This window comes from Cytobacillus solani, from assembly GCF_001420595.1.
GTDB classification, from domain to species: domain Bacteria; phylum Bacillota; class Bacilli; order Bacillales; family Cytobacillaceae; genus Cytobacillus; species Cytobacillus solani.
On record NZ_LJIX01000006.1, the window covers coordinates 4,885,121 to 4,910,782 of the forward strand.

Annotated in this window: 22 protein-coding genes and 1 riboswitch; of the genes, 7 read left to right on the forward strand and 15 right to left on the reverse strand. The window is 37.7% G+C overall.

The genetic code is table 11. The features are described from left to right. Both AN957_RS28215 and AN957_RS26045 read right to left on the reverse strand, forming a co-directional pair. The coding region (locus AN957_RS28215; RefSeq protein WP_075209266.1) for a transposase at positions 1-210 on the reverse strand (210 nt) is incomplete at its 3' end. Between the two features lie 114 nt (positions 211-324). Further along, positions 325-1,071 carry an SDR family NAD(P)-dependent oxidoreductase gene (locus tag AN957_RS26045; protein ID WP_053478374.1) on the reverse strand — a complete coding sequence of 249 codons (747 nt, stop codon included), beginning with the start codon at positions 1,069-1,071 and terminating at the stop codon, positions 325-327. Positions 1,072-1,292: 221 nt separating this feature from the next. On the opposite strand from AN957_RS26045, the gene AN957_RS26050 reads away from it, so the two are divergent. Further along, entirely contained in the window at positions 1,293-2,615 is a 1,323-nt protein-coding gene (locus AN957_RS26050; RefSeq protein WP_056686952.1) for a phytoene desaturase family protein, read from the forward strand. 100 nt (positions 2,616-2,715) lie between these two features. Here the strand turns inward: AN957_RS26050 and AN957_RS26055 are convergent, their stop codons facing one another. Beyond that, entirely contained in the window at positions 2,716-4,224 is a 1,509-nt protein-coding gene (locus AN957_RS26055; RefSeq protein WP_056686953.1) for a malate:quinone oxidoreductase, read from the reverse strand. Positions 4,225-4,906: 682 nt separating this feature from the next. Between AN957_RS26055 and AN957_RS26060 the strand changes: the two genes are divergently transcribed. Then, positions 4,907-8,362 (forward strand): S8 family peptidase, encoded by a 3,456-nt coding sequence (locus AN957_RS26060; RefSeq protein ID WP_056686956.1) that lies wholly within the window; start codon positions 4,907-4,909, stop codon positions 8,360-8,362. Positions 8,363-8,600: 238 nt separating this feature from the next. After that, a riboswitch (purine riboswitch) is annotated at positions 8,601-8,700 on the forward strand. Positions 8,701-8,729: 29 nt separating this feature from the next. On the opposite strand, the gene hprK is transcribed toward AN957_RS26060, so the two are convergent. Beyond that, positions 8,730-9,656: an HPr(Ser) kinase/phosphatase gene (hprK, locus tag AN957_RS26065; RefSeq protein ID WP_056686959.1), complete on the reverse strand. Its 927-nt coding sequence runs from the start codon at positions 9,654-9,656 to the stop codon at positions 8,730-8,732. A gap of 344 nt (positions 9,657-10,000) precedes the next feature. On the opposite strand from hprK, the gene ahpC reads away from it, so the two are divergent. From ahpC to AN957_RS27270, 4 genes are all read left to right on the forward strand, one after another. Then, positions 10,001-10,564, forward strand: coding sequence for an alkyl hydroperoxide reductase subunit C (gene ahpC / locus AN957_RS26070; protein ID WP_053478369.1), 564 nt, complete (start codon positions 10,001-10,003; stop codon positions 10,562-10,564). Between the two features lie 13 nt (positions 10,565-10,577). Beyond that, positions 10,578-12,107: an alkyl hydroperoxide reductase subunit F gene (gene ahpF, locus AN957_RS26075; RefSeq protein WP_053478368.1), complete on the forward strand. Its 1,530-nt coding sequence runs from the start codon at positions 10,578-10,580 to the stop codon at positions 12,105-12,107. A gap of 288 nt (positions 12,108-12,395) precedes the next feature. After that, positions 12,396-13,625, forward strand: coding sequence for a selenium metabolism membrane protein YedE/FdhT (yedE, locus tag AN957_RS26080; RefSeq protein WP_053478367.1), 1,230 nt, complete (start codon positions 12,396-12,398; stop codon positions 13,623-13,625). Positions 13,626-13,694: 69 nt separating this feature from the next. Then, positions 13,695-13,874 (forward strand): sulfurtransferase TusA family protein, encoded by a 180-nt coding sequence (locus AN957_RS27270; RefSeq protein WP_268877052.1) that lies wholly within the window; start codon positions 13,695-13,697, stop codon positions 13,872-13,874. Positions 13,875-13,960: 86 nt separating this feature from the next. Here AN957_RS27270 and AN957_RS26085 read toward each other — a convergent pair whose 3' ends face one another. The 11 genes from AN957_RS26085 to AN957_RS26135 form a co-directional block, all read right to left on the reverse strand. After that, entirely contained in the window at positions 13,961-14,950 is a 990-nt protein-coding gene (locus AN957_RS26085; RefSeq protein ID WP_056686962.1) for a Gfo/Idh/MocA family protein, read from the reverse strand. A gap of 41 nt (positions 14,951-14,991) precedes the next feature. Then, positions 14,992-16,437: a glycoside hydrolase family 1 protein gene (locus AN957_RS26090; RefSeq protein WP_281176522.1), complete on the reverse strand. Its 1,446-nt coding sequence runs from the start codon at positions 16,435-16,437 to the stop codon at positions 14,992-14,994. Positions 16,438-16,449: 12 nt separating this feature from the next. After that, positions 16,450-17,379 carry an ROK family protein gene (locus AN957_RS26095; RefSeq protein ID WP_075209267.1) on the reverse strand — a complete coding sequence of 310 codons (930 nt, stop codon included), beginning with the start codon at positions 17,377-17,379 and terminating at the stop codon, positions 16,450-16,452. A 74-nt stretch (positions 17,380-17,453) separates the two neighbouring features. After that, positions 17,454-18,470 carry a LacI family DNA-binding transcriptional regulator gene (locus AN957_RS26100; protein WP_053478365.1) on the reverse strand — a complete coding sequence of 339 codons (1,017 nt, stop codon included), beginning with the start codon at positions 18,468-18,470 and terminating at the stop codon, positions 17,454-17,456. 95 nt (positions 18,471-18,565) lie between these two features. After that, on the reverse strand, positions 18,566-19,408 hold the full coding sequence (locus tag AN957_RS26105) for a carbohydrate ABC transporter permease (RefSeq protein WP_053478364.1): 843 nt from the start codon (positions 19,406-19,408) through the stop codon (positions 18,566-18,568). Continuing rightward, positions 19,405-20,403, reverse strand: coding sequence for a carbohydrate ABC transporter permease (locus AN957_RS26110; RefSeq protein ID WP_231690171.1), 999 nt, complete (start codon positions 20,401-20,403; stop codon positions 19,405-19,407). Before AN957_RS26110 ends, AN957_RS26105 begins: the two co-directional genes overlap by 4 nt. Before the next feature lie 77 nt (positions 20,404-20,480). Further along, positions 20,481-21,779 carry an ABC transporter substrate-binding protein gene (locus AN957_RS26115; RefSeq protein WP_082446769.1) on the reverse strand — a complete coding sequence of 433 codons (1,299 nt, stop codon included), beginning with the start codon at positions 21,777-21,779 and terminating at the stop codon, positions 20,481-20,483. A 519-nt stretch (positions 21,780-22,298) separates the two neighbouring features. After that, the gene (gene csaA / locus AN957_RS26120) at positions 22,299-22,631 is read right to left on the reverse strand and encodes a chaperone CsaA (RefSeq protein ID WP_053478363.1); all 333 of its coding nucleotides are present in this window, start codon (positions 22,629-22,631) and stop codon (positions 22,299-22,301) included. Positions 22,632-22,668: 37 nt separating this feature from the next. Then, positions 22,669-23,565, reverse strand: coding sequence for an EamA family transporter (locus AN957_RS26125; protein ID WP_056686965.1), 897 nt, complete (start codon positions 23,563-23,565; stop codon positions 22,669-22,671). A gap of 87 nt (positions 23,566-23,652) precedes the next feature. Continuing rightward, entirely contained in the window at positions 23,653-24,354 is a 702-nt protein-coding gene (locus tag AN957_RS26130) for an AraC family transcriptional regulator (protein WP_053478361.1), read from the reverse strand. A gap of 169 nt (positions 24,355-24,523) precedes the next feature. After that, the gene (locus AN957_RS26135) at positions 24,524-25,111 is read right to left on the reverse strand and encodes an NAD(P)H-dependent oxidoreductase (protein ID WP_053478360.1); all 588 of its coding nucleotides are present in this window, start codon (positions 25,109-25,111) and stop codon (positions 24,524-24,526) included. 118 nt (positions 25,112-25,229) lie between these two features. Between AN957_RS26135 and AN957_RS26140 the strand changes: the two genes are divergently transcribed. Further along, on the forward strand, positions 25,230-25,661 hold the full coding sequence (locus AN957_RS26140; protein ID WP_053478359.1) for a MarR family winged helix-turn-helix transcriptional regulator: 432 nt from the start codon (positions 25,230-25,232) through the stop codon (positions 25,659-25,661). Position 25,662: the final 1 nt, after the last annotated feature.

Here is a 25,662-nt window from a genome sequence, read left to right on the forward strand (position 1 = left end):
TACACGATAGCCAATGAGTAACATCTTAAATAAAAGTACAGGATCAAGTGATTTCCTGCCGAGTTTCGAATAATATTTTTCCATTTTGTTATATACAAAAGAGAAGTCTATCTTTTCATTAATTTGGCGAAGAATATGATTTGAAGGAACAAATGTATTTAAATCAATAAACTCTAGTTTACTTTGATATTCATCTTTACGACCCATCATAAAAATTCCCCCAATACAAAACCTGTATAGAATAATTAAATTCTACACAGGTATTGGTAAATCCTATTAGTTTGTCAACAGCCCCATAGTTTGAGAGGATTTTTAATGTAAACATTATAGAGCTGTCCAGCCACCATCAATGACAAGCTCTGCACCTGTCATAAAGCGTGATTCATCCGACGCAAGGAATAATACACCGTAAGCAACATCTTCAGGTTGTCCGAAATAAGGAAGTTGTGTAAATGTTTTATAGAAAGGCAGTGCATCCTTGAAAGAGTCAGCCGTCATTGGTGTTTCAATAATACCAGGATGAACAGAATTCACCCTAATTTTATCCTTGCCATATTCTACAGCAGCTGATTTTGATAATGAGCGTAATGCACCTTTTGCAGCTGTATATGGGCTTGACCCAGCCATCCCAACAATTCCACCGATTGAGGAAATATTAATTAAGGATCCGCCGCCTGCCTTTTGCATTTCTGGAATCACATACTTCATTCCTAGGACACAACCGTTTAAGTTAATATCCATAACCTTATTCCACTCAGCCATTTCCATTTGTGTCATTGTTTTTGGACTTGCTATTCCAGCATTATTAACTAATATATCGACTTTACCGTACATATCAACCGCTGTTTGAATAACGTTCTTCCACTCTTCTTCTGAAACGACATTGTGCTTCAAGCCAATGGCTTCACCGCCACTTGCTTTGATTTCATTGATTACTTCCTGCAGCACATCATCTTTAATATCTGTCGCAACAACCTTTGCTCCTTCTTCTGCAAAAAGCTTCGCCTCAGCTGCTCCCATACCTAATGCTGCACCCGTAATAATCGCTACTTTACCAGATAAACGTCCCATTATAATCTCCCTTTCATTTAGAAAACTCGTATACTTATTTTTCAAAAAATTCATTTTAAAATGAATACCTAGGATAAATTTATTATACATAAATATATCTATTTTGTGAAGTTATATACATCATGTCAATAATATAATCCTTTGCTATTTTTTTAAAACAGTGTCACAACTATTCACCCTTCATCGTCTTGAGTTATGAAAGAATAAAAGGAGGTTATTATATGACACAAACATGGGATATTGTCATTGTTGGCGGTGGATTAGCAGGCTATGTTGCAGCTAACTATTTAATGAATACGAATTTATCTATTTTAATTTTGGAAAAGGGAAAAAGTGTTGGCGGAAGGGCTAGAACAAATAAGATGAATGGACAGCATTTCAATCTTGGCCCTCATGCCCTTTATAAAAAAGGAAAAGCCAGGTTCATTCTCGAAGATTTAGGTATTCATCTTAATGGGAAATCCCCTAAACTAGGCGGCACATTAATTGAAAACAATGTTGAATACACTGCCCCATTTTCTCCTTTTGAACTATTCACAACTAGATTTCTACATTCGAAAGAGAGGATGGAGTGGATTGCCGTTATATTGAAAATCATGAGTGCAGATCCTGAAAAATTAACAAACCAAACTTTCCAACAATGGGTTCATCAAATGACCAAATCAAACACTATTAAGTCATTACCTTATACGCTTGGCAGACTTGCCACCTATTGTCATGCTCCAGAAAAGATAAGCGCAAGAGTAGCAGTATCACATTTAAAATATGCGATGGGAGGCGTACTATATCTTGATGACGGCTGGCAGACGATCATTGACCAGCTTCACAATAAAGCAATTGTCTCCGGAGTTCATGTTCATTCACATACTCTTGTTGAACAAATGGAACGCGACCCCAAAAAGGACCAATTTAAATTTACTCTATCCAATGGCGAAGAAACTCTTGGAAAATATGTGATTTGTACAACTGGTCCAAACGAACTTATTCATATGTTAGGGGAAAAAGCGAGCCTTCCTAATAGGGATTTTTTTGCTCAAATAACACCTGTAAAGGGGGCAACATTAGATGTCGCTTTAACACAGCTGCCTATTCCAAAGCAATTGTTCGCTATGGGGACCACGGACCCTCTCTATTATTCTGTTCATTCCACTTACGCCCGCCTCTCTGATCATACAAAGAATGCAGTGCTGCATGTATTTAAATATCATTATCCAAATGAACATGTTGATGGACCAAGTGTAAAAAACGAGCTTGAACAATTTTTAGATAGACTGCAGCCAGGCTGGCAGCAATATGTCATTTCAAAACGCTTTATCCCTGACATTACGGTAAATCAGCGCTTACCGCAAATAGGAGATGAGCTTAATCTTCATCGTTCTAAAACAGAAATTCCGGGATTATATATAGCAGGGGATTGGACTTCTCCCCACTCGATTCTGGCAGAAGGAGCCATTAGCAGCGGAAAACAAGCAGCTGAAGAAATCATTTTAAACGAAGAGAGGAAAAATAGTGCAAATTACAACGGAAGAGTACCAGCTATTTAAACCATTGTTATTATGTAAAAATAAAATTGTCCCTATTAGGTATTAAGATACCCATAGGGACAATCTATTTTTTCAATACAGCGTATCTGCAACCAAAGAATTAACTATAAACCAATTCTTTTTCGCTCTTTTCGCTTAAACCAAGCGTCTGTGCTGTTGATGTATGAATATCTTGGAAAAGTTCAGGATTTTCCGTTAGTGACACGCCATAAGAAGGAATCATTTCCTTTATTTTTGCTTCCCATTTAAACATATGCTCTGGGAAGCATCTTTCTAATACCTCCAGCATTACGTGTACGGCAGTAGAAGCACCTGGAGAAGCGCCAAGAAGAGCAGCCACAGATCCATCCGCAGCACTAACCACTTCTGTTCCAAATTGGAGCGTTCCTTTACCTGCATCTGTATCTTTAATAACTTGTACACGTTGACCTGCTACCACGATATCCCAATCCTCAAGCTTTGCATTCGGAATAAACTCGCGTAATTCTTCCATGCGCTTTTCATTTGATAACATCACTTGCTGAATCAGATATTTGGTCAATGCCATTTCTTTTACACCTGCTGCCAGCATTGTAATGACATTATTCGGTTTTACGGAACCGATCAAGTCTAAATTTGAACCTGTTTTAAGGAACTTTGGTGTGAAGCCAGCAAACGGTCCAAACAGCAATGATTTCTTATTATCAATAAATCTTGTGTCCAGATGCGGAACAGACATTGGAGGAGCTCCAACTTTTGCCTTTCCGTATACTTTTGCATGATGCTGTTCGATTATTTCTGGATTATTACAAACCATAAATAATCCGCTCACCGGGAATCCGCCAATATGCTTTGATTCAGGAATACCGGTTTTTTGCAGTAAAGGCAGACTTCCACCGCCCCCGCCAATAAAGACGAATTTTGCTGTATGAGATTCTGTTTTGCCGCCATCAATATCACGGACTTTCACTTCCCACAAGCCGTCGTTCGTACGTTTAATATCCTCCACGCTATGCTTGTAATTGATCTCAACACTGTTTCTCGTTAAGTGGTCAAACAGCATGCGTGTTAATGCACCAAAATTGACGTCCGTTCCAGAGTCAATCTTTGTTGCCGCAATCGGTTCATTCGAAGTACGGCCTTCCATGATAAGCGGAATCCATTTCTTCAGTGTTTCAGGATCATCAGAAAATTCCATACCTTGAAACAGAGGATTGTTTGACAGCGCTTCCAATCGTTTTTTCAAATAGGATACGTTTTCTTCCCCTTGAACTAAACTCATATGTGGGATTGGCATGATAAAGTCTTGCGGATTATGAATCAGATTGTTGTTAACAAGATATGCCCAATACTGTCTTGAAAGCTGAAACTGCTCATTCACCTTTATCGCTTTGCTAATGTCTATCGATCCGTCTGGTTTTTCGGATGTATAGTTAAGCTCGCACAGTGCCGCATGACCCGTCCCCGCGTTATTCCACTCATTCGAGCTTTCTTCCCCAGCATTTGCAAGTTTTTCAAACACTTTAATTTCCCATTCCGGTGCTAATTCTTTCAGTAAAGATCCTAAAGTTGCGCTCATAATTCCGGCACCAATTAAGATAACGTCTGTTTTGTTCTGTACGCTGCTCATAATAACCTTCCTTATCCGCTATATTCGCCAAAAAATGTAGGCATTGCTGCATAGGTGGCAACTAATCTTGGAGCCACTTAGGAACACACCTTCTCTGTATTAATTATATAACTACCTCATAGTCTATTATAATTATTAATAGATTAAAATATCTACTAATTTCTGATAATAATAAACTATTTAAATTTGGTAAAAAGGTGGGCAGCCTTTCCATTTGTGAAAAACAGGAATATTAAGAGATGAATATATTAATGATATAACTAGTTACAATTCCTAATTGAAATATTAAGAAAATACTTTTATTTTCCATTTAATAGTAATTCTTGTTATTTTATGAAACTACTAAGTAGTTATACACGTATTACATCATGTTCGTGAATAAGTGGTTTTTGAATAAAGCTCTATTAATTGCAAGCATTATTAATAGTGTATCACGCTGGAGAAAAAGAATAATGGAATGAAAAGTGCATCTTAAAATTTTGAAAAGGCATTCGTATGCAAGATAAAGAGAAGGCTGGTGAAATTCAGCAATAAACAACTAAATATAATAAAAATATTTTTCTAATAAAGCAGTTCAAATTAATCTAGAGAAAACTATCATTATTCTTATTGTCTTCAACATTCTAAAAAACCATTTAATCAAAACAAATGTTAGTATTACATAACTGAAGGAGGAACACTCGTGAGAAACATTTGGAAAAAATCACTAGCCGTTGCTGCATCTGCTATACTAGTTGTCCCTTCGTTAGCTAGCGCTGCTGAAAATAATCAAGATTATAGCAGTATTGCAGCGAGCAAAGAGGCCATCGTAAAAAACTTAGCTAAATCTGAAGCAGAGCTAAAACTCGAAGCATATAAAAATAACAAAAAAAGTAATGAAACCCTTGATGTAGACACATTAATCATTAAATATAACAAGGCTATCCCAAGAAACATTCATAAAAAAGCAGGAACTCAAGTTATTAATTCGTTTCCTGGACTAGGCTACGATGTTGTCTATGTTCCGAAAAAACGCAAATTAAGCGATGTCTTAAAAACTTATAAGAAGCAAGCAGAAATTACATCCATCACCCCAAGTGTCAAATATAAAAAATTTGGTGAAGTTGATCCGAAAAAAAATAAAATGTATCATTTGCAAATATTAAATATTGATAAGGCTTTAAAATATGCTGGAAAGCATCAAGTAACGGTTGCTGTCATTGATGCTGGTGTTAACTATCGACATCCTGATTTATCAGCACAAGTTGTAACACCTTATAATGCAGCAGCACCAGCGAAATCAAGCATTCCTGATCTTCACGGTACACATGTAGCTGGAATCATTGCAGCAACAGCTAATAATGGCATTGGTGGACACGGAGTGAATCCGAATGCAAAAATCTTGCCAATTGATGTTTTTGGTGGACAACCATTTGCAAATGATTACATAATTGCCCAAGGCATTTTGCATGCGATCGAGAAAAAAGTAGATGTCATTAATATGAGCCTTGGTGGTCCTTCTAGTTCACCAATTACTGCTGACGCTGTCCAAAAAGCAATTGATGCTGGTATTACGGTTGTTGCAGCAGCTGGAAATGAATCTACTGATGAGTATTCCTATCCTGCAGCTTATCCAGGTGTAATTAGTGTAGGAAATATTAATAGTAAAAAACAGCTGTCTGAGTCATCTAACTATGGCCCTAGTGTAGATATTGTTGCTCCTGGTGAAGATATTTATAGTTCTGCTTATACAGACAATAAGCCCAACACTTTCATGCAATTAACTGGAACATCAATGGCTTCTCCTGTCATAGCTGGTACTGTTTCACTATTAAAATCGAAATATCCGAATTTAACACCATATGAAATTGAATATATTATTGAAAATACGGCAACTGATTTAGGTGAAAAAGGGTATGATCCTATATTTGCAAATGGATTGATCAACCCTGTTGCAGCTTTACAATTTGATATAAAAAAGCTTCCTAAGTATAAAAAGCTGAAAGGCATTGAACAAATTAATACAGCAAAGCCTCTGAAAGAGCAAGGTGAAAATATTGAAAAAGGAAAATTAACTGCACAAGAGGAATCACATTATTATAAAATCCCTGTTAAAAACGGGCAGCATGTTCAAACCGTATTAGATCCTGCTAAAAATTATGACTACAAAATGGATTTTTATTTTTATCCTAAAGGCTCTGAGGCAAAAACTGTCGAGCCAATAAAAATGAATAGGGCAAAAGCAGGTGAGCAAGAAGCATACTTATTTAGTGCAGAGAATGAAGGTACTTTAGTTATCGGTATTACTGATGTAAACGGAAATTATAGTAAATCAGGTAAATCTACATATACCTTTAAAGCGGAGAAATTCGCCCAATTAATACCAAATTCTAACTCAATCCAAAGTCCTATCGAAGTAAAAGCATTCCCTTACTCTTCTAAGCAGCAAAAAAATGAACCATTAACACTTTTTAACACAGACAATATGCCTGATTATGATTACTTTGCTTTCGAAGTTGCTGAACCAACCATATTATCAACATCATTAGATGGCATACCTGGTGTAAATTCTTCCCTTTTTGTTTCCATGCTTAACGATGAAGAAACAGAGCCCATTTTACTCGCAAATGCCGAAGATAATGGAATAGGAAATGAAAAACATCTTTCATTCCAAGCTGAGCCTGGAGTTAAGTACTTATTAACAGTATCAAATGAGAATATGCTAGACTTTGATTTTGATATTGGCTCTCTTTTAGGTGAGGGATTGGGTATAGAAGGAACGGAAGAAGAAATTTCTTTTGACTATAATGCTTATCCTTATAATTTAAAAATTGAACAAGTTCAGCTTCCTCAGGATGAAGATGGTCTACCATTAAATTTGGAGGAACAAGATACTACTGATCATGCAAACAAGATCGATGAGCTATTGAGCGAAGAGGATGATTTCTTTTCTGAAATACAAACTGAGGCTATTCGTAAAAATGCAATTCCACTAACAGAAAAAGAGCAAAAAGGATTTTTCCAAATTTCCGGGGATAAGGACTATTATTCCATTAACCCTTCTGAAGATTCCATTTATAGTCTATTTGCACAAAAAGGATCTGGTCAACAAATAAATACGACAATTTATGAGTATGATTCAGAATCAAAAATGCTAATACCTTATCAAAGCATGTCAAGTGGAGGAGGCCTTCTTGACTTATTAGGAATGGCAGGCACTCCATCTCCATATGTTGCCTTAAAAAAAGATACACAGTATTTCATTGAACTAGAAAATGCTACAGGTAATATTTCTGCTGATCCTTATACACTATCAATTAAGAAAGTAACGAACTCACCTGAAAAGGATTTAGACAATAACAGCATCGAAAATGCAGTTGCCATTCAGCAGGGAAAAGTTTATGATAACTACTTCATTTATGAAGGTGATACAGATTTTTATTATTATAAACATACAGGTAAAGATCAAATTATTGATTTAAAAATTTTAGAGAAAAAATTATCTGCTCAAGAATTAAATAAATTGCCTAAAGACCTGCTAGATGAGCATATTTTCTCGGGTTTACTAATTGAAGATACAAACGGAAACAAAAAAATTGATACTAACGAGATTAAAGCAGCCGTTCCTTTTGGAGCAAGTATATTTAATCTTTCTCCTGGGGACATTGAAGCATCCTTTAAAGCCAAAAAGGGGAATGGTTATTTCATCGTTATCGAGTCCATGTTCTCTTCCCTAAACCTTAAACCTTATCAAGTTAAGTTAGTTGGCTTAAAAGATCAATTAGCTGATGAGGATGGAAAAGTGACAAATCATGTTCCTGAAAAGCCATTAAAATTGAAAAAAATAAACAATACTAAATTTGAAGGCCAAGGATATATGAATGCCGGTGTTCCATTTGGCGATATCGATCATTTCGTCCTAGACTTAAACAAGAAATCTAGAGTCTCAATGGTTCTTAATATGGAAAGTTCACTTGATGGAGTATTGAAAATCTTTAACTCAAAAGGAAAATTGATTAAGAGCTTTGACCAATATGGTGCAAATGACCAAGAATTAGCAAACGCAGAATTAGAAAAAGGTAAATATTATATCGAAGTTAGTGAAGCTTTCGGAAAAGCAAGCACATCTCCATATAAGCTTACAGTTACATTAAAATAATCACCTGCCAGTTTTTAAGGTGAATTTCAAGAAATCGGCGCATGCGCCGATTACTTTACTAGATTAATGAAAAGGAGCGAATAGGAAGAACTTCGAATAAAATTCTATAAACGTAAATATTTTCTCCATCAAACGAAGTCAACTAACAATCATTCGTAAATGATTAAAAAAATACTTTGACACCCTAAAAAAATGATATAAATCGTAAAATCACGAACAATTTATAAAAACAAATAATATTATTCGTATTTTTGTTCTCTGTATAAAGTTGGAGATATGGTCCAAAAGTTTCTACCAAACTACTGTAAATAGCCTTAGACGGGATATTTTTATATTAACTGCTGACTTTAAGATTTAAATGACCAATTCATTTTTCGGAGATATCCTCCCTCACTCTGCTCATAAACTCCTCTGCTGCGCTGTAGCCTTGCTGCTTCAAATACCAATTGTTTGCCGCTGCTTCAATTAACCCAGCCACATCTCTTCCAGGCTGCAGCTGAATTTCAATAGATGGAATTTTACCCCCCATGTAGTCTGTATAATGAAACTTCTGATCCAATTCATTATACAGGGCATCTTTTTCCCATCTCGTCAAATGAATATCAAGGGCTATTCGTGTCTCATCTTGAAAAGCCTTGCGACCGTACAATCGAACTACATTCAGCAAGCCAATACTTCGAAGCGCTAAAAATTCCTTTGTTTTCTCATCATGAGTACCCAAGATTGTTTGTTGACTGAGCTTCTTTAGGACAACGATGTCATCAGCAACAAGACGGTGTCCACGCCGAATTAATGTGTGTGCCGTTTCACTTTTTCCAACCCCCGAGTTCCCGCGAAGTAAGATGCCAATGCCAGACACATTCATACAAACTCCATGTACTGCAATTTCTGGAGCTAATTCCTTTAATAAATACGCATCTAATCTAGTAATAAACTCTGAAGTGGCCTCAGATCTTTTTGCCACTAACAAAGGAATACCCTGTTCGACACAATGGTGAGTTAAATAAGTAAGATCATCGTCACCAGCAGTTACAATAAAGCATGGAGGGTGATAATGAACAATGTTTCCGATTCGGACTTTACGTTCTTCTTTACTTAACTTATGCAGATAAGTAATTTCCTTTTTTCCTAGAATCTGAACTCGTTCTGTTGGAAAAAAATCAAAATGGCCTACAAATTCCAAGCCCGGGCGGTGCACACGCGACTGTGTTATTTTTTTTTGAAGCTGGCTTTGACCAGCTACTACTTTCAAGGCAAACTCACGAACCAAGTTTTCAACGGTTATCTTCTTCACCCTTTTCTCACCGTCCTAATCGTTCTTCTATAGTTGAATTATACTGAAGTGGAATGGAAACGTCATCCATTTACCAACTTCTTCGCTAAATGAGAATGGAATATTGTATTTTGAAATCATTATTCCCTTGCCTATTGATAGAAAAAAGCAGAATAAATAAGTACATTGGATGTAAAATTACTATTTAATTAAAATAATTATTGCATTTATGTTGACATTAATAATTAAGCCTATATAATAATTAATATAAACAAGAAATTGTTATAGATAGATAACTTTTCTCAGTACCCATTGAACAAACTATCTATAACCATTAAAACCTAACTTTAGGAGGAATTTTTACTATGTCACTTATTGGATCAGAGGTTAAACCATTTAACGCACATGCATATAGAAATGGAGAATTTTTTGAAGTTTCAGAAGCAGATTTCAAAGGTCAATGGAGTGTTGTTTGTTTTTATCCAGCAGACTTTACATTCGTTTGCCCTACTGAGCTAGAAGACCTTCAAGAGCAATACCCAGCGCTTCAAGAACTTGGAGTTGAAGTATTCTCTGTTTCTAGAGATTCTCATTTTACACATAAAGCATGGCACGATTCATCAGAAGCAATCGGCAAAATTACTTATACAATGATTGGTGACCCAGCACATGTTATTTCCCGTAACTTTGACGTATTAGTTGAAGAATTAGGACAAGCAGATCGCGGTACGTTCATCATCGACCCAGATGGTATTATCCAAGCTGTTGAAATTAATGCAGATGGCATTGGCCGTGATGCAAGCACACTAATTAACAAAATTAAAGCAGCACAATATGTTCGCAACAATCCAGGTGAAGTTTGCCCGGCAAAATGGAAGGAAGGCTCTGCAACACTTAAGCCAAGCCTTGATCTTGTAGGCAAAATTTAAGGAGAAGATTCAAATGATACTAGACGCTGATATTAAAGCACAACTCGATCAATATCTACAATTGCTGGAAAACGATATACTGCTCAAAGTCAGTGCTGGAACTGATGAATTATCAAAGGATATGTTAACCTTAGTTGATGAACTAGCAACAATGTCAGCTAAAATTAAGGTTGAAAATACAACATTAGAAAGAACACCTAGCTTTAGCGTCAATCGTATTGGCGAGAACACTGGGGTAACTTTTGCCGGGATTCCGCTTGGACATGAATTCACTTCCTTAGTGTTAGCTTTACTGCAGGTAAGCGGAAGAGCTCCGAAGATCGATCAGAAAGTAATCGATCAAGTGAAAAGCATTAAAGGCGAATACCACTTTGAAACATACGTTAGCTTAAGCTGCCATAACTGCCCTGATGTTGTACAGGCACTGAACGTAATGAGTGTTCTCAACGCTGGTATTACACATACAATGATTGACGGGGCTGCTTTCAAAGAAGAAGTTGAAAGCAAGAACGTAATGGCAGTACCAACTGTTTTATTAAATGGAGAAGTCTTTGGCAGCGGCCGTATGTCATTAGAGGAAATCCTTGCGAAAATGGGGAGCATTCCAGACCCTTCTGAACTCTCTGACAAGGATCCATTTGATGTCCTTGTTATTGGCGGAGGTCCCTCCGGTGCTAGTGCAGCCGTTTACACAGCACGTAAAGGCATTCGTACAGGTATTGTAGCAGAGCGCTTTGGCGGTCAGATTATGGATACGCTTGGCATTGAAAACTTTATTAGTGTTAAATATACTGAGGGCCCTAAGCTTGCTGCAAGCCTTGAAGAACATGTAAAAGAATATGATATTGATGTAATGAATTTACAGCGTGCAAAACGTTTAGAAAAGAAAGACCTTATAGAAGTAGAACTAGAAAGCGGAGCTGTTCTAAAAAGTAAAACAGTCATCCTTTCAACAGGTGCTCGCTGGCGTAATGTCGGCGTCCCAGGTGAAGCTGAATTTAAGAACAAAGGTGTGGCATACTGCCCGCATTGTGATGGTCCATTATTTGAAGGAAAGCACGTTGCAGTTATTGGTGGCGGCAACTCAGGCATCGAGGCAGCCATTGATCTTGCAGGCATTGTAAAACATGTGACTGTTATTGAATTTGCACCTGAGCTTAAAGCCGATTCTGTATTGCAGGACCGCCTTTACAGCCTGTCAAATGTAACAGTTATAAAAAATGCGCAAACAAAGGAAATTACTGGAACTGATAAGGTTAACGGTATTACGTATATTGACCGTGCAACAGAAGAAGAACATCATGTTGAATTGCAAGGTGTGTTTGTTCAAATCGGTCTTGTACCAAGTACCGAATGGTTAGGTGATGCGGTTGACCGCACTAGAACCGGTGAGATCATTGTAGACAAGCGTGGGGCAACGAATATTCCTGGCGTATTTGCTGCAGGCGACTGTACTGATAGTGCTTATAAGCAAATCATTATATCGATGGGATCGGGTGCTACTGCTGCCTTAGGCGCATTTGATTATCTAATCCGAAATTAATAGAATATAAGCTAGATAGGACAAGTCATTAGTGATATGTTCTGTCTAGCTTATTTATTTTTATAGGCTGTTCTTATATTCAAAGTTACGATAATTATTGATCTAACTTATCGATAAATTGAATTGCCTTGTAACATAAAAATAGTTACATTAAGAGTAAGTATGCCTGGAAACCCCTAGGCATTTTTTTCTGCACAATTATTTTAGGACTATTCTATAGGAACATTCTCATTATGATTATCTGAAGGACTGTTTCAATAGTCTCTATAAAAGGGAGAGTTACATGCCATGAATCTTTACAAGAAAGTCTTCCAAGAGTATTGGAACCCATACATCGCCATTGGCATTGCAGGCCTGGTCAGTGCTTTGTATTTTGGAATTACAGGTACGGTTTGGGCGGTTACCGGGGAATTCACCAGATTTGGCGGGCATATTTTAGAATGGTTTGGCATTGATGTATCGCAATGGGCATATTTCCAACTAGTAGGTCTCGAAGGAAATCCCATTAGCCGAACGGATGGCTGGATTGTCATTGGGATGCTTATTGGCGCAATGATTTCGATTTTACTAAGCAGCAGCTTTAAAATCCGCATACCAAAACAAAAGAGAAGGTTATTCCAAGGATTCATTGGGGGAATCATCGCAGGGTTTGGTGCACGCCTTGCTCTTGGCTGCAATTTAGCGGCTTTTTTCACAGGCGTACCTCAATTCTCATTCCATGCATGGATCTTTATGGTGACCACAGCCATCGGAACCTACTTTGGTGTCAAAGTCGTGAATACGAAATGGTGGCGAGGAAAACCGACCATGATAAAAGGCAGGATAAGCCCAGTTGGAACAACGGATGTTCAGAAAAAGAGTATTCAGCCGATTTTAGGTCTCGTATTTGCTATTCTGTACCTAGCAATCATTTTTTACTTTTTCGCAATAGGTAAGACCCTTCTTGCAGTTGCTTGTATTGCAGGAGCCTTGTTTGGTATACTCATTGAACGCGGTCAAATTTGCTTCACTTCTGCTTTTCGCGATTTGTGGATCAGTGGCCGTGCCGTGATGTCAAAAGCTATTGCGGTTGGTATGATGATCAGCGTTGTCATTACATTTTTCTATATTCAAAGCGGCTCTATCGCCCTTATCAAAGTAGCTGCTCCCAGCACAGTGATTGGCGGCCTCCTCTTTGGGTTTGGCATTGTGCTTGCAGGTGGCTGCGAAACGGGAATGATGTATCGGGCAATGGAAGGCCAATTATTATATTGGGTAGTCGGCGCTGGTAATATTATTGGTGCGACAGTGCTTGCCTATGGCTGGGATCATCTCGGCATTTACCATGCCCTTGTGGAAAATTGGCCAAAAGTTAATTTAATTGAACAATGGGGACCGATGGGAGCCTTATTTGGAACAATGGCCATGCTGGCTGCTTGGCTTTTATTCTCAAATTGGTGGGAAAAACGATTCCGTTACGGAACAGGAATCAAACAGCAAAAAACGGAACGGATGTCTCACGTTACCAAGGAGGTATAATTCATGTCCCAGATAATAGATGTCAACTACACATTAGACATTCGTGGTGAACCTTGACCATATCCTGTTATTTATGCGCTGGATGCGCTAAAAACGATGAAAATTGGAGAGATTCTCCAGGTTATTGCGGATTGTCCGCAATCCTTTCGCAGTGTCCCGGAAGAAGCCGTCAAACATGGATACCAGCTCCTAGCAGAGCCGGAGAAATTTGGGCAGGATATTTACTTTTATATTAAGGTCGTTCAATAGCTAATATTCAAAGTACCCGTGTAAAGTAGAAACGCATGAATTCTACTTAGCGGGTACTTTTTTTACCAATCATTTAAATTTTCCAGTTAACTTCCGAAGCTTTTCACCAATTTATCCATAACCCATGTCGTTCTAGCACCAGTCAATCCTGTACTAGGTGTCTGACTAAAACCTCTTGTTAAATCTGCTACAATCCGTTCAATAAGGGGTTGATGAACATGCTGGAATGGCGGAAAACTCCATTGCTCCGTTCCATATACTGTCGTTAGCAACACCGGATCAGGACCAAAAGTAGAAAAGGTTATTTTCCCTGTACTGCCAATGATCTCATTTAATTCTACATCTTCATAAGCAGAAAAACACCAAGATCCTACACCATGTATGCCAGATTCAAATTGGTAGGTACCTGTTACAATATCCTCAGCCCGATAGTAGCCTGCTTGATTGGAAGCGAAGCCTTGCACATCCTTTATAGGCCCTAATAAAAAGTCTAATATATCGAGTGTATGGCAGCCTAAATCAAAAAACAGCCCCCCACCAGACAATTCAGGTTTGATTCTCCATGGGGGATTATGTTTGTTTTTTACATCTTCAGCAGCCTTTTGATAATGTGTAGTTGATACGAAACGAACATCGCCAATCTTATTGCTTTCTAATAACTCTTTGATTTTAATAAATTTAGGCTGTGCCCTTCGGTAATAAGCAACATATAAAGGAACATTTGCAGCCTTGCATGCAGCAATCATTTCATTGCATTCTGCAAAATTAAGTGCCATTGGTTTTTCTACATAAACAGGCTTCCCGGCCTTTGCCGCTTTAATGGTATAATCCTTATGTGAACTAGGAGGTGTTGCAATATAGACCGCATCGACTTCTGGATCGTTAATAAGTGCATCCGCATTATCGTACCAGTTCCGTACATTGTGTCTCTTTGCATAATCTTCTGCTAGCTTTCCTGTTCTCCTCATAACAGCAACTAGCTCAGAGTTTGCAGCTTTCTGAAATGCAGGTCCGCTTTTCACTTCTGTTACATCCCCGCAGCCAATCATTCCCCAACGGACTTTTCCAGGCGCCATTGCCCTGTCCCCCTTTACATCACGTCTAAATCCGTTCTTAACTAGAACAATTTTTCTCCATTAGAGTCAATAACCTCTTTATACCAAAAAAAGCTTTTCTTCTTCATTCGGCGGAGGTCGTGATTTCCTTCCTCATGCTGATTCACATAGACAAAACCATAGCGTTTTTGGAAACCATTTAACCAGCTTAACAGGTCGGTGAAGGACCATACGCAATAACCGAACAGATCGACACCATCTGAAATGGCCTCTTGGATGGCAATAATATGAGAGCGGAGGTATTCAATGCGGTAATCATCATGAATGACATCCCCCTGTTCAACCTGATCATATTCTCCCAATCCATTTTCACTAATCAATATCGGCAAATCATAACGGCTCGTTATTCTGCGCAAGGCAATTCGTAAGCCTTGAGGATCAATATTCCAATCCCAATTCGTCCTTTCTACATTTGGATTGGCTGTCGTTTTAAATAATCCCGGTATTCCCGAATCCTTTGATGTCCCTTTTTTACCTGTTGTATTCATTTTCCCAGCGCCGACGCCGCCTTCTAAAGGATTGATTTCAAAGGTTGTTGACTGATAATAGTTTACTCCCATAAAGTCTGGCTTGCCCTCTTGCAGTAATTCGAAATCCCCTTCTCCAATAATAGGCGCAATCCTCTTTTCCTCCAAATAGCTCCATGCCATTTTTGGATATTTCCCCCATGCATATATATCCATCCACCAGTAACTATTTAACTCTTCCGCATTTTCGGCTGCTAGGATATCTATCGGATTGGAGGAAGCGGCATATGCAGGCGAATAGGCAAAGCTAGGGCCAATCTTTCCATCAGGAACATATTTGCGAAACTCCTTAATGACACTAGCATTGGCGAGATTGGCGTGATGATTGACCTGATAGAATAATTTTTCATCATTCATCCCCGGCGGATGTGTGGCATGAAGATATCCGTGGCTTGTGAATATATTTTGTTCATTTAAGCTAACCCAATATTTCACACGATCACCAAAACGCTTAAACAATTCAACACTATAATTTGTAAAATCCTCAATAATTCTTCTTGATTCCCATCCCCCATATTCTTCCTGAAGTGACTGAGGCAAATCCCAGTGATATAGAGTTAAGATTGGTTCAATGTTATATTTAATTAATTCATTAATTAAATGATCATAAAACTCTATTCCTTTTTCATTCACTTTCCCACGTCCATTAGGAAAAATTCGGGTCCAGGCGACAGAAAAACGATAGGCTTTTAATCCCATCTCCGCCATCAATCTCACATCTTCCAAATAACGATGATAGTGGTCTACGGCTACATCCCCTGTTGTTCCCTTATACGTCTTTCCTGGAATCCGGACAAACTGATCCCAATTTGAAATCCCTTTTCCTTCCTTATCCCACGCACCTTCCACTTGATAGGCTGCAGATGCTGCTCCCCACAAAAAATCCTTTGGGAAACATTTAAATGTTTGATGATGTATCATTTTACACGCCCCTTATTCATTTGGAATGGCCTCTCTCTTCTCGCCAATGGATTGTCTTTGTAATAAATGGTATAAAGCACCAATTAAATTTGAATCATTGCCAAACTGGCATCTTTCAACGTGAATCGTTAAGTCATTTTGATTAAGTTTAAGCTGAGATAGGATTTCATTAATCTGTTCAACAAAACCTTCGCGACTGCTGATTGCTCCGCCAATCAAAATTTTCTCCGGATCAAGCATATACTGAAGATTATAAATCCCAACAGCTAGTCGCTTCATAAACCTTTCTATTTCATCTGCAACTTCTTCATCCCCATTATTTGCCAATTCGAACACCCTTCTGCCATTTAGGCTAACTGGGTCCACTCCTTTTCGCTTAGCTACTCTCTTAATCAATCCGCCAACTGCAGCTAGTGAGCTCCATGTTTCTCCTTCTGGCCTTTCGAGATAATCCTCCATAATCATATAGCCAAATTCTCCACAAAATTGATTTTTCCCATGGCGAATATTTTTATTAAGAACGACTGCGCCGCCAATGCCGGTGCCAATCACAAGACAAAGGTAATCCATTACATCCTTCGCAGCACCAATCCACCCTTCTGCTAATGCAGCACAGTTCGCATCATTTTCCATTTCAACCGTTAAATAGGTTCTTTCCCGAAGAAGCTCCTTCATATTCGGTCCATGGATATACGGAAGTGCACTTAATCCAGCAATGTACCCTGTATCAACATTTACTGCACCTGGCATGCTAATGGCAATGCCTCTTAATTCGTGAATTTTTTGATATTCCTTAACAATGAAATGTACTTGATCCACAAATAATTCAAGACTCTCTTTAGGAGTAGGAACAGAGGATTTTTCAATAAACTCCCCCGATTCATCCATAAGCGCATATTTAATAGAGGATCCTCCAACATCTAGAACCGCATAGTAATTCACCAAACAACCTCCTATCAACCCTTTAAAGCGGAATGTCTATCAATGAGATCTTACTAAGAACGGGATAGAAATTATCACTGTTTTGTTCCACATGACTCACGGATTATTAATTCAGAGTCAATTAATACAGGCTTTAATTGTGACTCTCCATTTATTAAGTCATTCAGCATATAAGCTGATAATTTTCCAAATTTCTCTTTATCTTGTTTAACTGAAGTAAGTTTTGGGTCACTATAGCGGCAGGCAGCAATATCGTCACATCCAATTATGCGAATATCGTGAGGAGCATGAAGTCCCTCCTCCTTCAGCGCCCTTAATGCACCAAGCGCCATTAAGTCAGAGATGGCAAAAATGGCTTCAGGATACTCCTTGCCTTCTAGTATTTTCTTCATCGCCTCATATCCGCTTTTCTCATGGAAATCACCATACTGAATCCACTCTTCGCGAACGTCTAAGCCAAATTGATTCATAGCCTCAAAGAATCCTTGATTTCTTAAATTAGAGATAGTTGAATCCCATTTCCCTCCAATATAACCAATCTTTTTTATAGAATTAAGATAAAAAAATTCAACTACTTTTCTTGATAAATCGATATTATCTGTCATGATGTAGCTAGACTTCGGACCATTAAGTTCAATATCGATTCCGATGCAAGGGAATCCTTCCTTGGCTAAATCAAAGACAGCCTCCTCAACCTCCTCCCCAGCAATAACCAAACAGCCATCTACATGAAAATGCTTGCATCTCGCTAAATAACTCCCATTGTCTGATTGAAAAAGCTCATTAGAAAACATTAAAATATCATAACCAAGTAAACCAATATTTTTTTTAAATGATGAGATCACCTCATTGAAATAAGGGTGTGTCATATCAACATTAATTTTCCCGGCGTAAATAAGTCCGATAAGATTTGACTTCTTTGTTGCCAATGTTCGAGCAGAAAAGTTAGGCTCATACCCCATTTTCGTAATGACATCCATTACCTGTTTCTTCGTTTTCTCACTAACGCCTGCATAATTATTAATTACTTTTGAAACAGTGCCTTGGGAAACACCTGCCATTTGTGCTATATCTTTAATAGTTAAATTCATCTCTAATCCCTTCTATTTCTCACAAAATAATAGATAATCATTGCTAGATTCCTAAAAGTTTTAAATAGATAACAAAGATATTTTGCAAAAAATTCCTATTTCACAGATCCTTCAGTAATACTTGAAATAAATAAACGGTTAAATAATAAGAAAATAATCAAAAGCGGCACCGTTGCCCAGAATACACCTGATAGAATCATTCCGAAATCGACATTCTGTGTATTGCTCAATTGGGCTAAGGCTACTTGAATTGTATATTTTTCCGGATCCCTTAAGACGGTAAACTGCCAGAGGAACTCTCCCCATGCTGCAGAAAAGACGATGATTCCTAGCGTTGCAAATGCAGGAAGGATAATCGGAAGCACAATGCTTCGATAAATTTTAAAGTTGGAACACCCATCCAATTTCGCAGCTTCGATTAACTCATCAGGTACAGATTCACTGATATACTGCCTCATTAGAAAAATACCGAGCGGATTTAGGAAGAATAATATCATCACACCTGGCAATGTATCGAGGAGTCCCGCCTTGGATATTAAGAAGTACTGTGGGATTAATCCTAATTGCGGCGGAATAATCATCGTTAATAGAATGGCCGTAAAGAAGATATTTTTCCCTCGAAATTTAAACTTCGCAAAGGCAAATCCAGCTAATGAACTAATAAATAAAACGACCATGGTCACAATCGAACAAACAACAAAGGAGTTCCACATCGCTTGAAAGAAATCAATTTTATCCAGAACCTTATTAAAGTTGTCGACTAAAAAGCTTCCTGGTGTAACTGTTGGCGGAATGGAGTTATAGGCAGAGCTAGGACTCGTTGCCATGACAAACATCCAATAAAATGGGAACAATGAAAATAATGACACGATGGATAAAAGTACATAAATGAGGATTCTGCTAACAGGGGTGCTTCTCCTTTTTTCTAATTTACTCATGCGTTTTCACCCCGCTTCTTCCTTCCATTCCCTGCAATTAAAGATGTATTAATAAGTGCAAATACGGTAATCAGCACTAAGAGAATAATCGCCGTTGCAGATGCTGTACCAAAGGATTGCAATTTAAAGGCATCCCGATACAAATACATAACGATAGTCATAGCCTCATCTCTTGTAAACGCACTATTTCCTAAAAAGACGGTAGGTTCAGAGAATAGCTGCAAAGCCCCAACGGTCGAGGTAAATACAGTTAAAATAATAAATGGTTTCAGCATCGGCATCGTAATGTAGATCAGCTGCTGAAATTTATTTGCTCCATCAATTGTGGCTGCTTCATACAAGTCATTTGGAATGCTTTGGATACCAGCAAGATAAATAATCGTGTTATAGCCTACCCATCTCCAAAATACCATGATTGAAATAGCAATTTTCGTCCCCCATTCAGAACTGCTCCAATTGACCGGATCAACACCTGCCAAACTTAACAAATAGTTGACTAACGAAGACTCGTGATCGCTAAACAGTACACTGAAAATAAGGGCTACGGCTACCATAGAAGTAATATACGGCATAAAAATCGTTACCCTGAAAAAATGTTTAAATTTTAAAAAGGCTAGATTCAGCAAAAAGGCAAAAATGATTCCGAAAACTAATTGTGGGGCGGTACCCATAATCCCCATAACAATTGTATTATAAACCGATTTCCAAAATAGAGGGTCTGTTAAAACAATTTTAAAATTTGATAATCCAACAAACTCCATCGGACTTAAACCATTCCATTTTTGAAATCCTAAGTATATGCTAAATAGGGCTGGATATAAACCAACAAGGGAAAAAATGATAAAGAAAGGTGCAATATACAAATAGCCTGAAATCATATCCTTTTTCTCCTCAGACCTGTATCGCTTCTTTTTTACCTTTTCCTTCCTTGGCTCTTGATAGACACTTACGCCTCCCTTCTTACTCACCTTTTCCTTATTACTTTCAGCATGCATTTTCACACCTCTTTTCCGATCAATAGGCGGAAAGTGAAGCTATTAAGCCCCACATCCACCTCTAAAGTACTATTAACCTATCGATTTAATAAATCCTTCGCCCGCTTAATGGCTTCAGTCCACTCTTTTTCTGGATCTGCCCCTTTAGATTGGACATTCTTTAAGGCATTCAACACTTCCTGGTAAACTGGGAAATATTTTTCCCCTTTATAAATGGCGCCATTGATATCTTGGGCAGCTTTTGCAAAAACAGGTGCTGTTGCCTGCCCGCCAAAGAACTCATCTTCATTATTCTTAAACTCACCCATGTCATAAACAGATGGTGCAGATGGGAATAGTCCCTTTGCTTGGAATGATTTCAATTGATTATCAGGTGATACTAACCATTCAACAAATTCATACGCTTCCTTCGCATTTTTTGTTTCCTTTGGAATGGCGATAAAAGAGCCACCCCAGTTTGCTGCAAATTCTGATGGCAATGTAGCCACTCTCCATTTACCGATCGCTTCTGTTGCATTGCCTTCCATCCAGCCTTTTAGCCAGCCTGCACCTAGCTCTGCTGCAAATTCTCCTTTATTTACTGCATTTGCCCATTCCGGCGACCACATTTCAAATTTCCCTACAATGCCTAACTCGTTTAATTTAACTGCATAGTCATAGGCGTTTTTGACAGCATTGCCGTCCTCTTCCAGTAATAATTCTCCTTCAGGGTTAAGAAAGGTTTCTTCTGCAGCATCTAAATAAGCTCTGAATGCCATTTCAATACTATCAATAAACGGTTTACCCGTTTGTTCTTTTACTTTTAAACCTGCTTCTTCAAATGCCTTCGGTGAACTAATTAAATTTGTTACTTCATCTGGTTCAGTCGGCAGGCCCGCCTCTTCAAACACATCCATGCGGTAGTATAAAGCTTTCGGCCCAATATCCGTCGGTAAACCAATTAAGAAACCTCCATTATTGTTTTCACCAGTACTCCATTTCCAATCCAAGTATTGAGCTTTAATATCCTTCGCTCCGAGGTCATATAAATTTTCAAATCGATCTTGCGCTGCTTTAAAACGGTCTAACTGGTCAATTTCCAACATTGAAATATCTGGGGCACCGCTCCCAGCCGATAGTGCCGTAAATAATGCATCATGGTGCTCTGCCGTTTCAGCTGCTCGTACTTTTATTTTTACATTCGGATTTTCTTTTTCGTATTCTTTGGCTAAATCTTCATAGCCAGTAGCACCGAACGTCCAAAAGTTTAAGGTCACTTGTTTATCTCCGTTTTCAACATCATCAGAAGATGACTTTTCATTGTTATTACAGGCTGCTAATGTAAATGCCAGGGCTGTCGATAATCCTATAGCGACCAGTTTTTTCAAGCTTCTCACTTTTCATTCCCCCCACTATTTTTTAGCCAATAATTACTTGCAAATTTGAAAACTCCACTGAAATAATCATTTTCCTTTTTTTGTATCATTCACCTTCTTTATTTGAAATTTGATCCTTAAAACGAAATTATTGCAAGATAATTCGGAAACCGATTTCTAAACTTCAGAAGAAATTTAGTCTTTTATACGGAAGAAACCGCTTTCAATCCAGATTATAAACCCAATATTCAGAAAAATCAACTACTTTATCGAAACCGGTTTCCTAAATTTTCTTTAAAATTCTACAAAAAATAATCTACATACGACATGTCACGAGTGGTATGTCGTGTCTAGGCAGGAATCATTCTTTAGCTTGCACAGAGAGATGTTGTTAAAAAATGAAAGAGACCGTCTAATAATGACAGTCTCTTTGATTGAAATCCATCTTCTAAATATTGTTAGTCAATGACATTTATTTCTCTTCTTTACTACTTTTTGCTATATTTTTCGTTATTCACTGGTAGTTTTCCTTATATATTTTTATGATATTCTTGTTCCATTCCTAATGATTTCATCAGGCTTTAAAAGAATGACATCCCCCTCTTCCGGTACCCCACCGATTACCAAAACCTCAGATTTATACCCCGCAATACGCATGGGTGGAAAATTAACGACTCCTACTACTTGTCGTCCACAAAGTTGTTCAGGGCTATATCTGCGTGTAATTTGAGCAGAAGAATGCTTTATGCCGAGTTCTTCTCCAAAGTCAATTTCTAGTTTTATAGCAGGCTTTTTTGCTTCAGGAAAAGATGTTGCACGAATGACGGTACCTACACGAATATCTAGTTTTAAAAAGTCTTCAATTTTTGCCATACTAAACGAACCACCTTTTTTCAATTTCCTATATTACTCATTTCTGAATCATACTAAGTTCCTTTTCATTACTAGAACTTTTGAACGGCCATATTAATATTCCGATTCCGAGTATTAAGAACAGAATCCCTCCCCAAGAAGTTATATTTAAGTACTTTCCTAATATGAAAACTCCTAATAATGCTGCTGTTAATGGTTCTGCTAACGTGAGTGTAACGGCAGTTGATGAAGAGACATGGATAAGACCTTTGGCAAAAAGGAAATAGGCAATCCCAGTCGCCATAATGCCAAGTTGCAGGCTTACACCAACACCTCGAAAACTCATTATCCAAGACATATCAAAAATAAATAAAAATGTGGATAACAAGACCGCACTGAGAGTGAAAACGACTGCTACTACTGATAATGAAGAATGGCTTTCAACTAAAGTTCTACTGATCAGAGCATAAATTGCAAACGATAAGCCAGCTCCGAGAGCCATTATTATCCCAACAGGGTCTGCATTTACTGATTCTTTATTACCAAAGAGCAATAGACAACCTACTATTGATAGGAAAGTAGAACACCACCAAACCTTAGAAGGACGAATTTTTAAGTATAGCCATTCGATGAGACCTGATAAAATAGGGGCACTGCCAATGGCTACCACTGTCCCTATGGCCACACCCGTAATCGAAACGGCCGAGAAAAATAATGGCTGATACAGCGCCATACTTAATGAAGCCAATACTGTTGTCTTGATTGGCCAATGTTTAAAGTCGAATTGTCCTATTAGCAGAACAATTAATACTAAAAACATTCCTCCTACAGCTAGACGAGTAGCCCCAATCGCAATTGGGTGGGCTGTTTCTGGAGCAAGTGCCTGAGTTGTCCCCGTCGTCCCCCAAAGTATTGCTGCAAGTAATATGAATAATGGAGACAAATTTCCCTTCATTGTTCCCACCTCAAAAAAATAAAAAAGATATTAAACTTATCATAGGAAATTTCTTAAAAATTTCCTTTACCAAGTTTAATATCCTTTTTACCCATTATTAAGATTTCGATATTTTTGTGGAGCTATTTCCTCGCAACGAACAAACCATCTTGTAAACGATGAAGAATTCTCAAAGCCTAATTCCTCACTAATCTTTGTGATGGACCACACTGTTGAAATTAATAAATGTTTAGCCTCTTTCAAACGAAGTTCAGAAATATAATCTTTTGGACTTTTCCCCGTTCTCTTCTTAAACCATGCTGAATAATATACTGGATGGTAATGTTCAATTTTGGCTAAAGTTTCTAACTTAATTGACTCTTTAAAATGCTTATGAATATAGTCAATAGATGGCGTATTAGAGAGATGAAGTTTGTTGGTCACATATCTAGTCAAGTCTACTAAAGAGGCTTTGTTCTCCTGACTCTTCGCCTCCTCTAAAAGCAAATAACGGATAGAAGTCCACTGTTTATCCAACTGCATATACATGCTGCTTGTATTGTCTGGTAAATATTGTATTGGGATGTCTAAAATTAAAAATTCATTCCTGTCCATGGATCGGTAGTTATGATCAAATTGGGGAGGAAGATAGAAACAGTAATCTGAATTCAGAATGATCTCTTGCCCCTTCGTTTGTATCTCTAAGGAGCCTTGTAATGGAAAAAGAAGTTGGCCAAAGTCATGCTGATGAGATTTAAACTCTCTAGAATAAGACCTTTTCTCACAAATTACTTGGTTGACCCTTTCCATCTTACCCCTCCTTACTCTTTGTTTAAGATATATTATAGTTCTAAACAAAGATGTAAGAAAGGGTTTAGAAAAAAGATGAAGCATGAATGGATTTGTTTTGGGTTAGTTTTCCGATAGACTCAACCCTCTTATATATCAAAATCACTTTATAAAACATTTTTCGGTTTTCTTAATGGTCTAGTTTACTAAAATACTTATAAATTTTTTCTAGTTTCTTCTTTTGTTTTCCCTTTGGACTTTCCATACTTCCAAATTCAAAGAACTTCACTTTCTTGATTCCAACAAAGTTAAATAATGCTCTTTTCATTAGAGTTTTATGTGCATTATTCAACCAAAGAAATGGATAGTGAGTTGGCCCCTTCATGGTGGACACACATACAACGGATTTTCCTTTCAAAAGCCCTTCCGGGAAAAGTCCCTTCTTATCTTTATAGGCAAAATTGGAGGCAAATAATTGATCGATATATCCCAAAAGCATCGCCGGAGGTCTCCCCCACCACATTGGATAGATAAAGACAATCTTGTCTGCCCATGTAAGTTGTTGTCTATATTTTTCAATTGCAGGATCAGTATGCATATCACGTCTTCGTTTTTGCTCGTTAAATACTAGAATTGGGTTAAAACCCTCATCATATAAATCTAAAACCTGTACCTCTTTAATATTAGGATTCTGTTTACTCCCATTGATCACATTTTGTAAAAATGCAAAATTTAAACTTTTATGATGAGGATATGTGTAGATTATTAACATCTTCATAGTGCACCTCTTACTTATCATTTGATAAGTAAATCATAGCACTCTTCAAATTTCATTGTCAAATGATAATTGTATTTTGACAACACTTTTGTTATCTTGTCTGTAAGAGGTGAGAATTATGGATAAAACAGCTCTTTTTTATAAGCTAGTATCTTTTACAAATTCAGTTCATCGGGTGACATATGAATTAACACAAGATGCCAAGTCAGATTCAATCACTCAAGTTCAATACAAAATTCTTGAATATATTACGGTTAGTCAGCCTGTGACTCCAAGCGAAATTAGCAATTGTATGAATATGTCTATGCCGAACACAAGTCGAGAGCTTAGAAAATTAAGTGAGAAAAGATTGATTGAAAAAATCGAAGATACAGAGGATCGCCGAAAACAATATATCTGTCTCTCATATGACGGAAAAATTATGATGAACGAAGCATTTGCATCTATAGAGGCTCGTTTTCTAGATCGAATACAACATGCTTCAAAAGAAGATTTAGAGGATATTGAGCGTGCCCTAGATATTCTTCAGACAAAACTATTTTATCAATAGA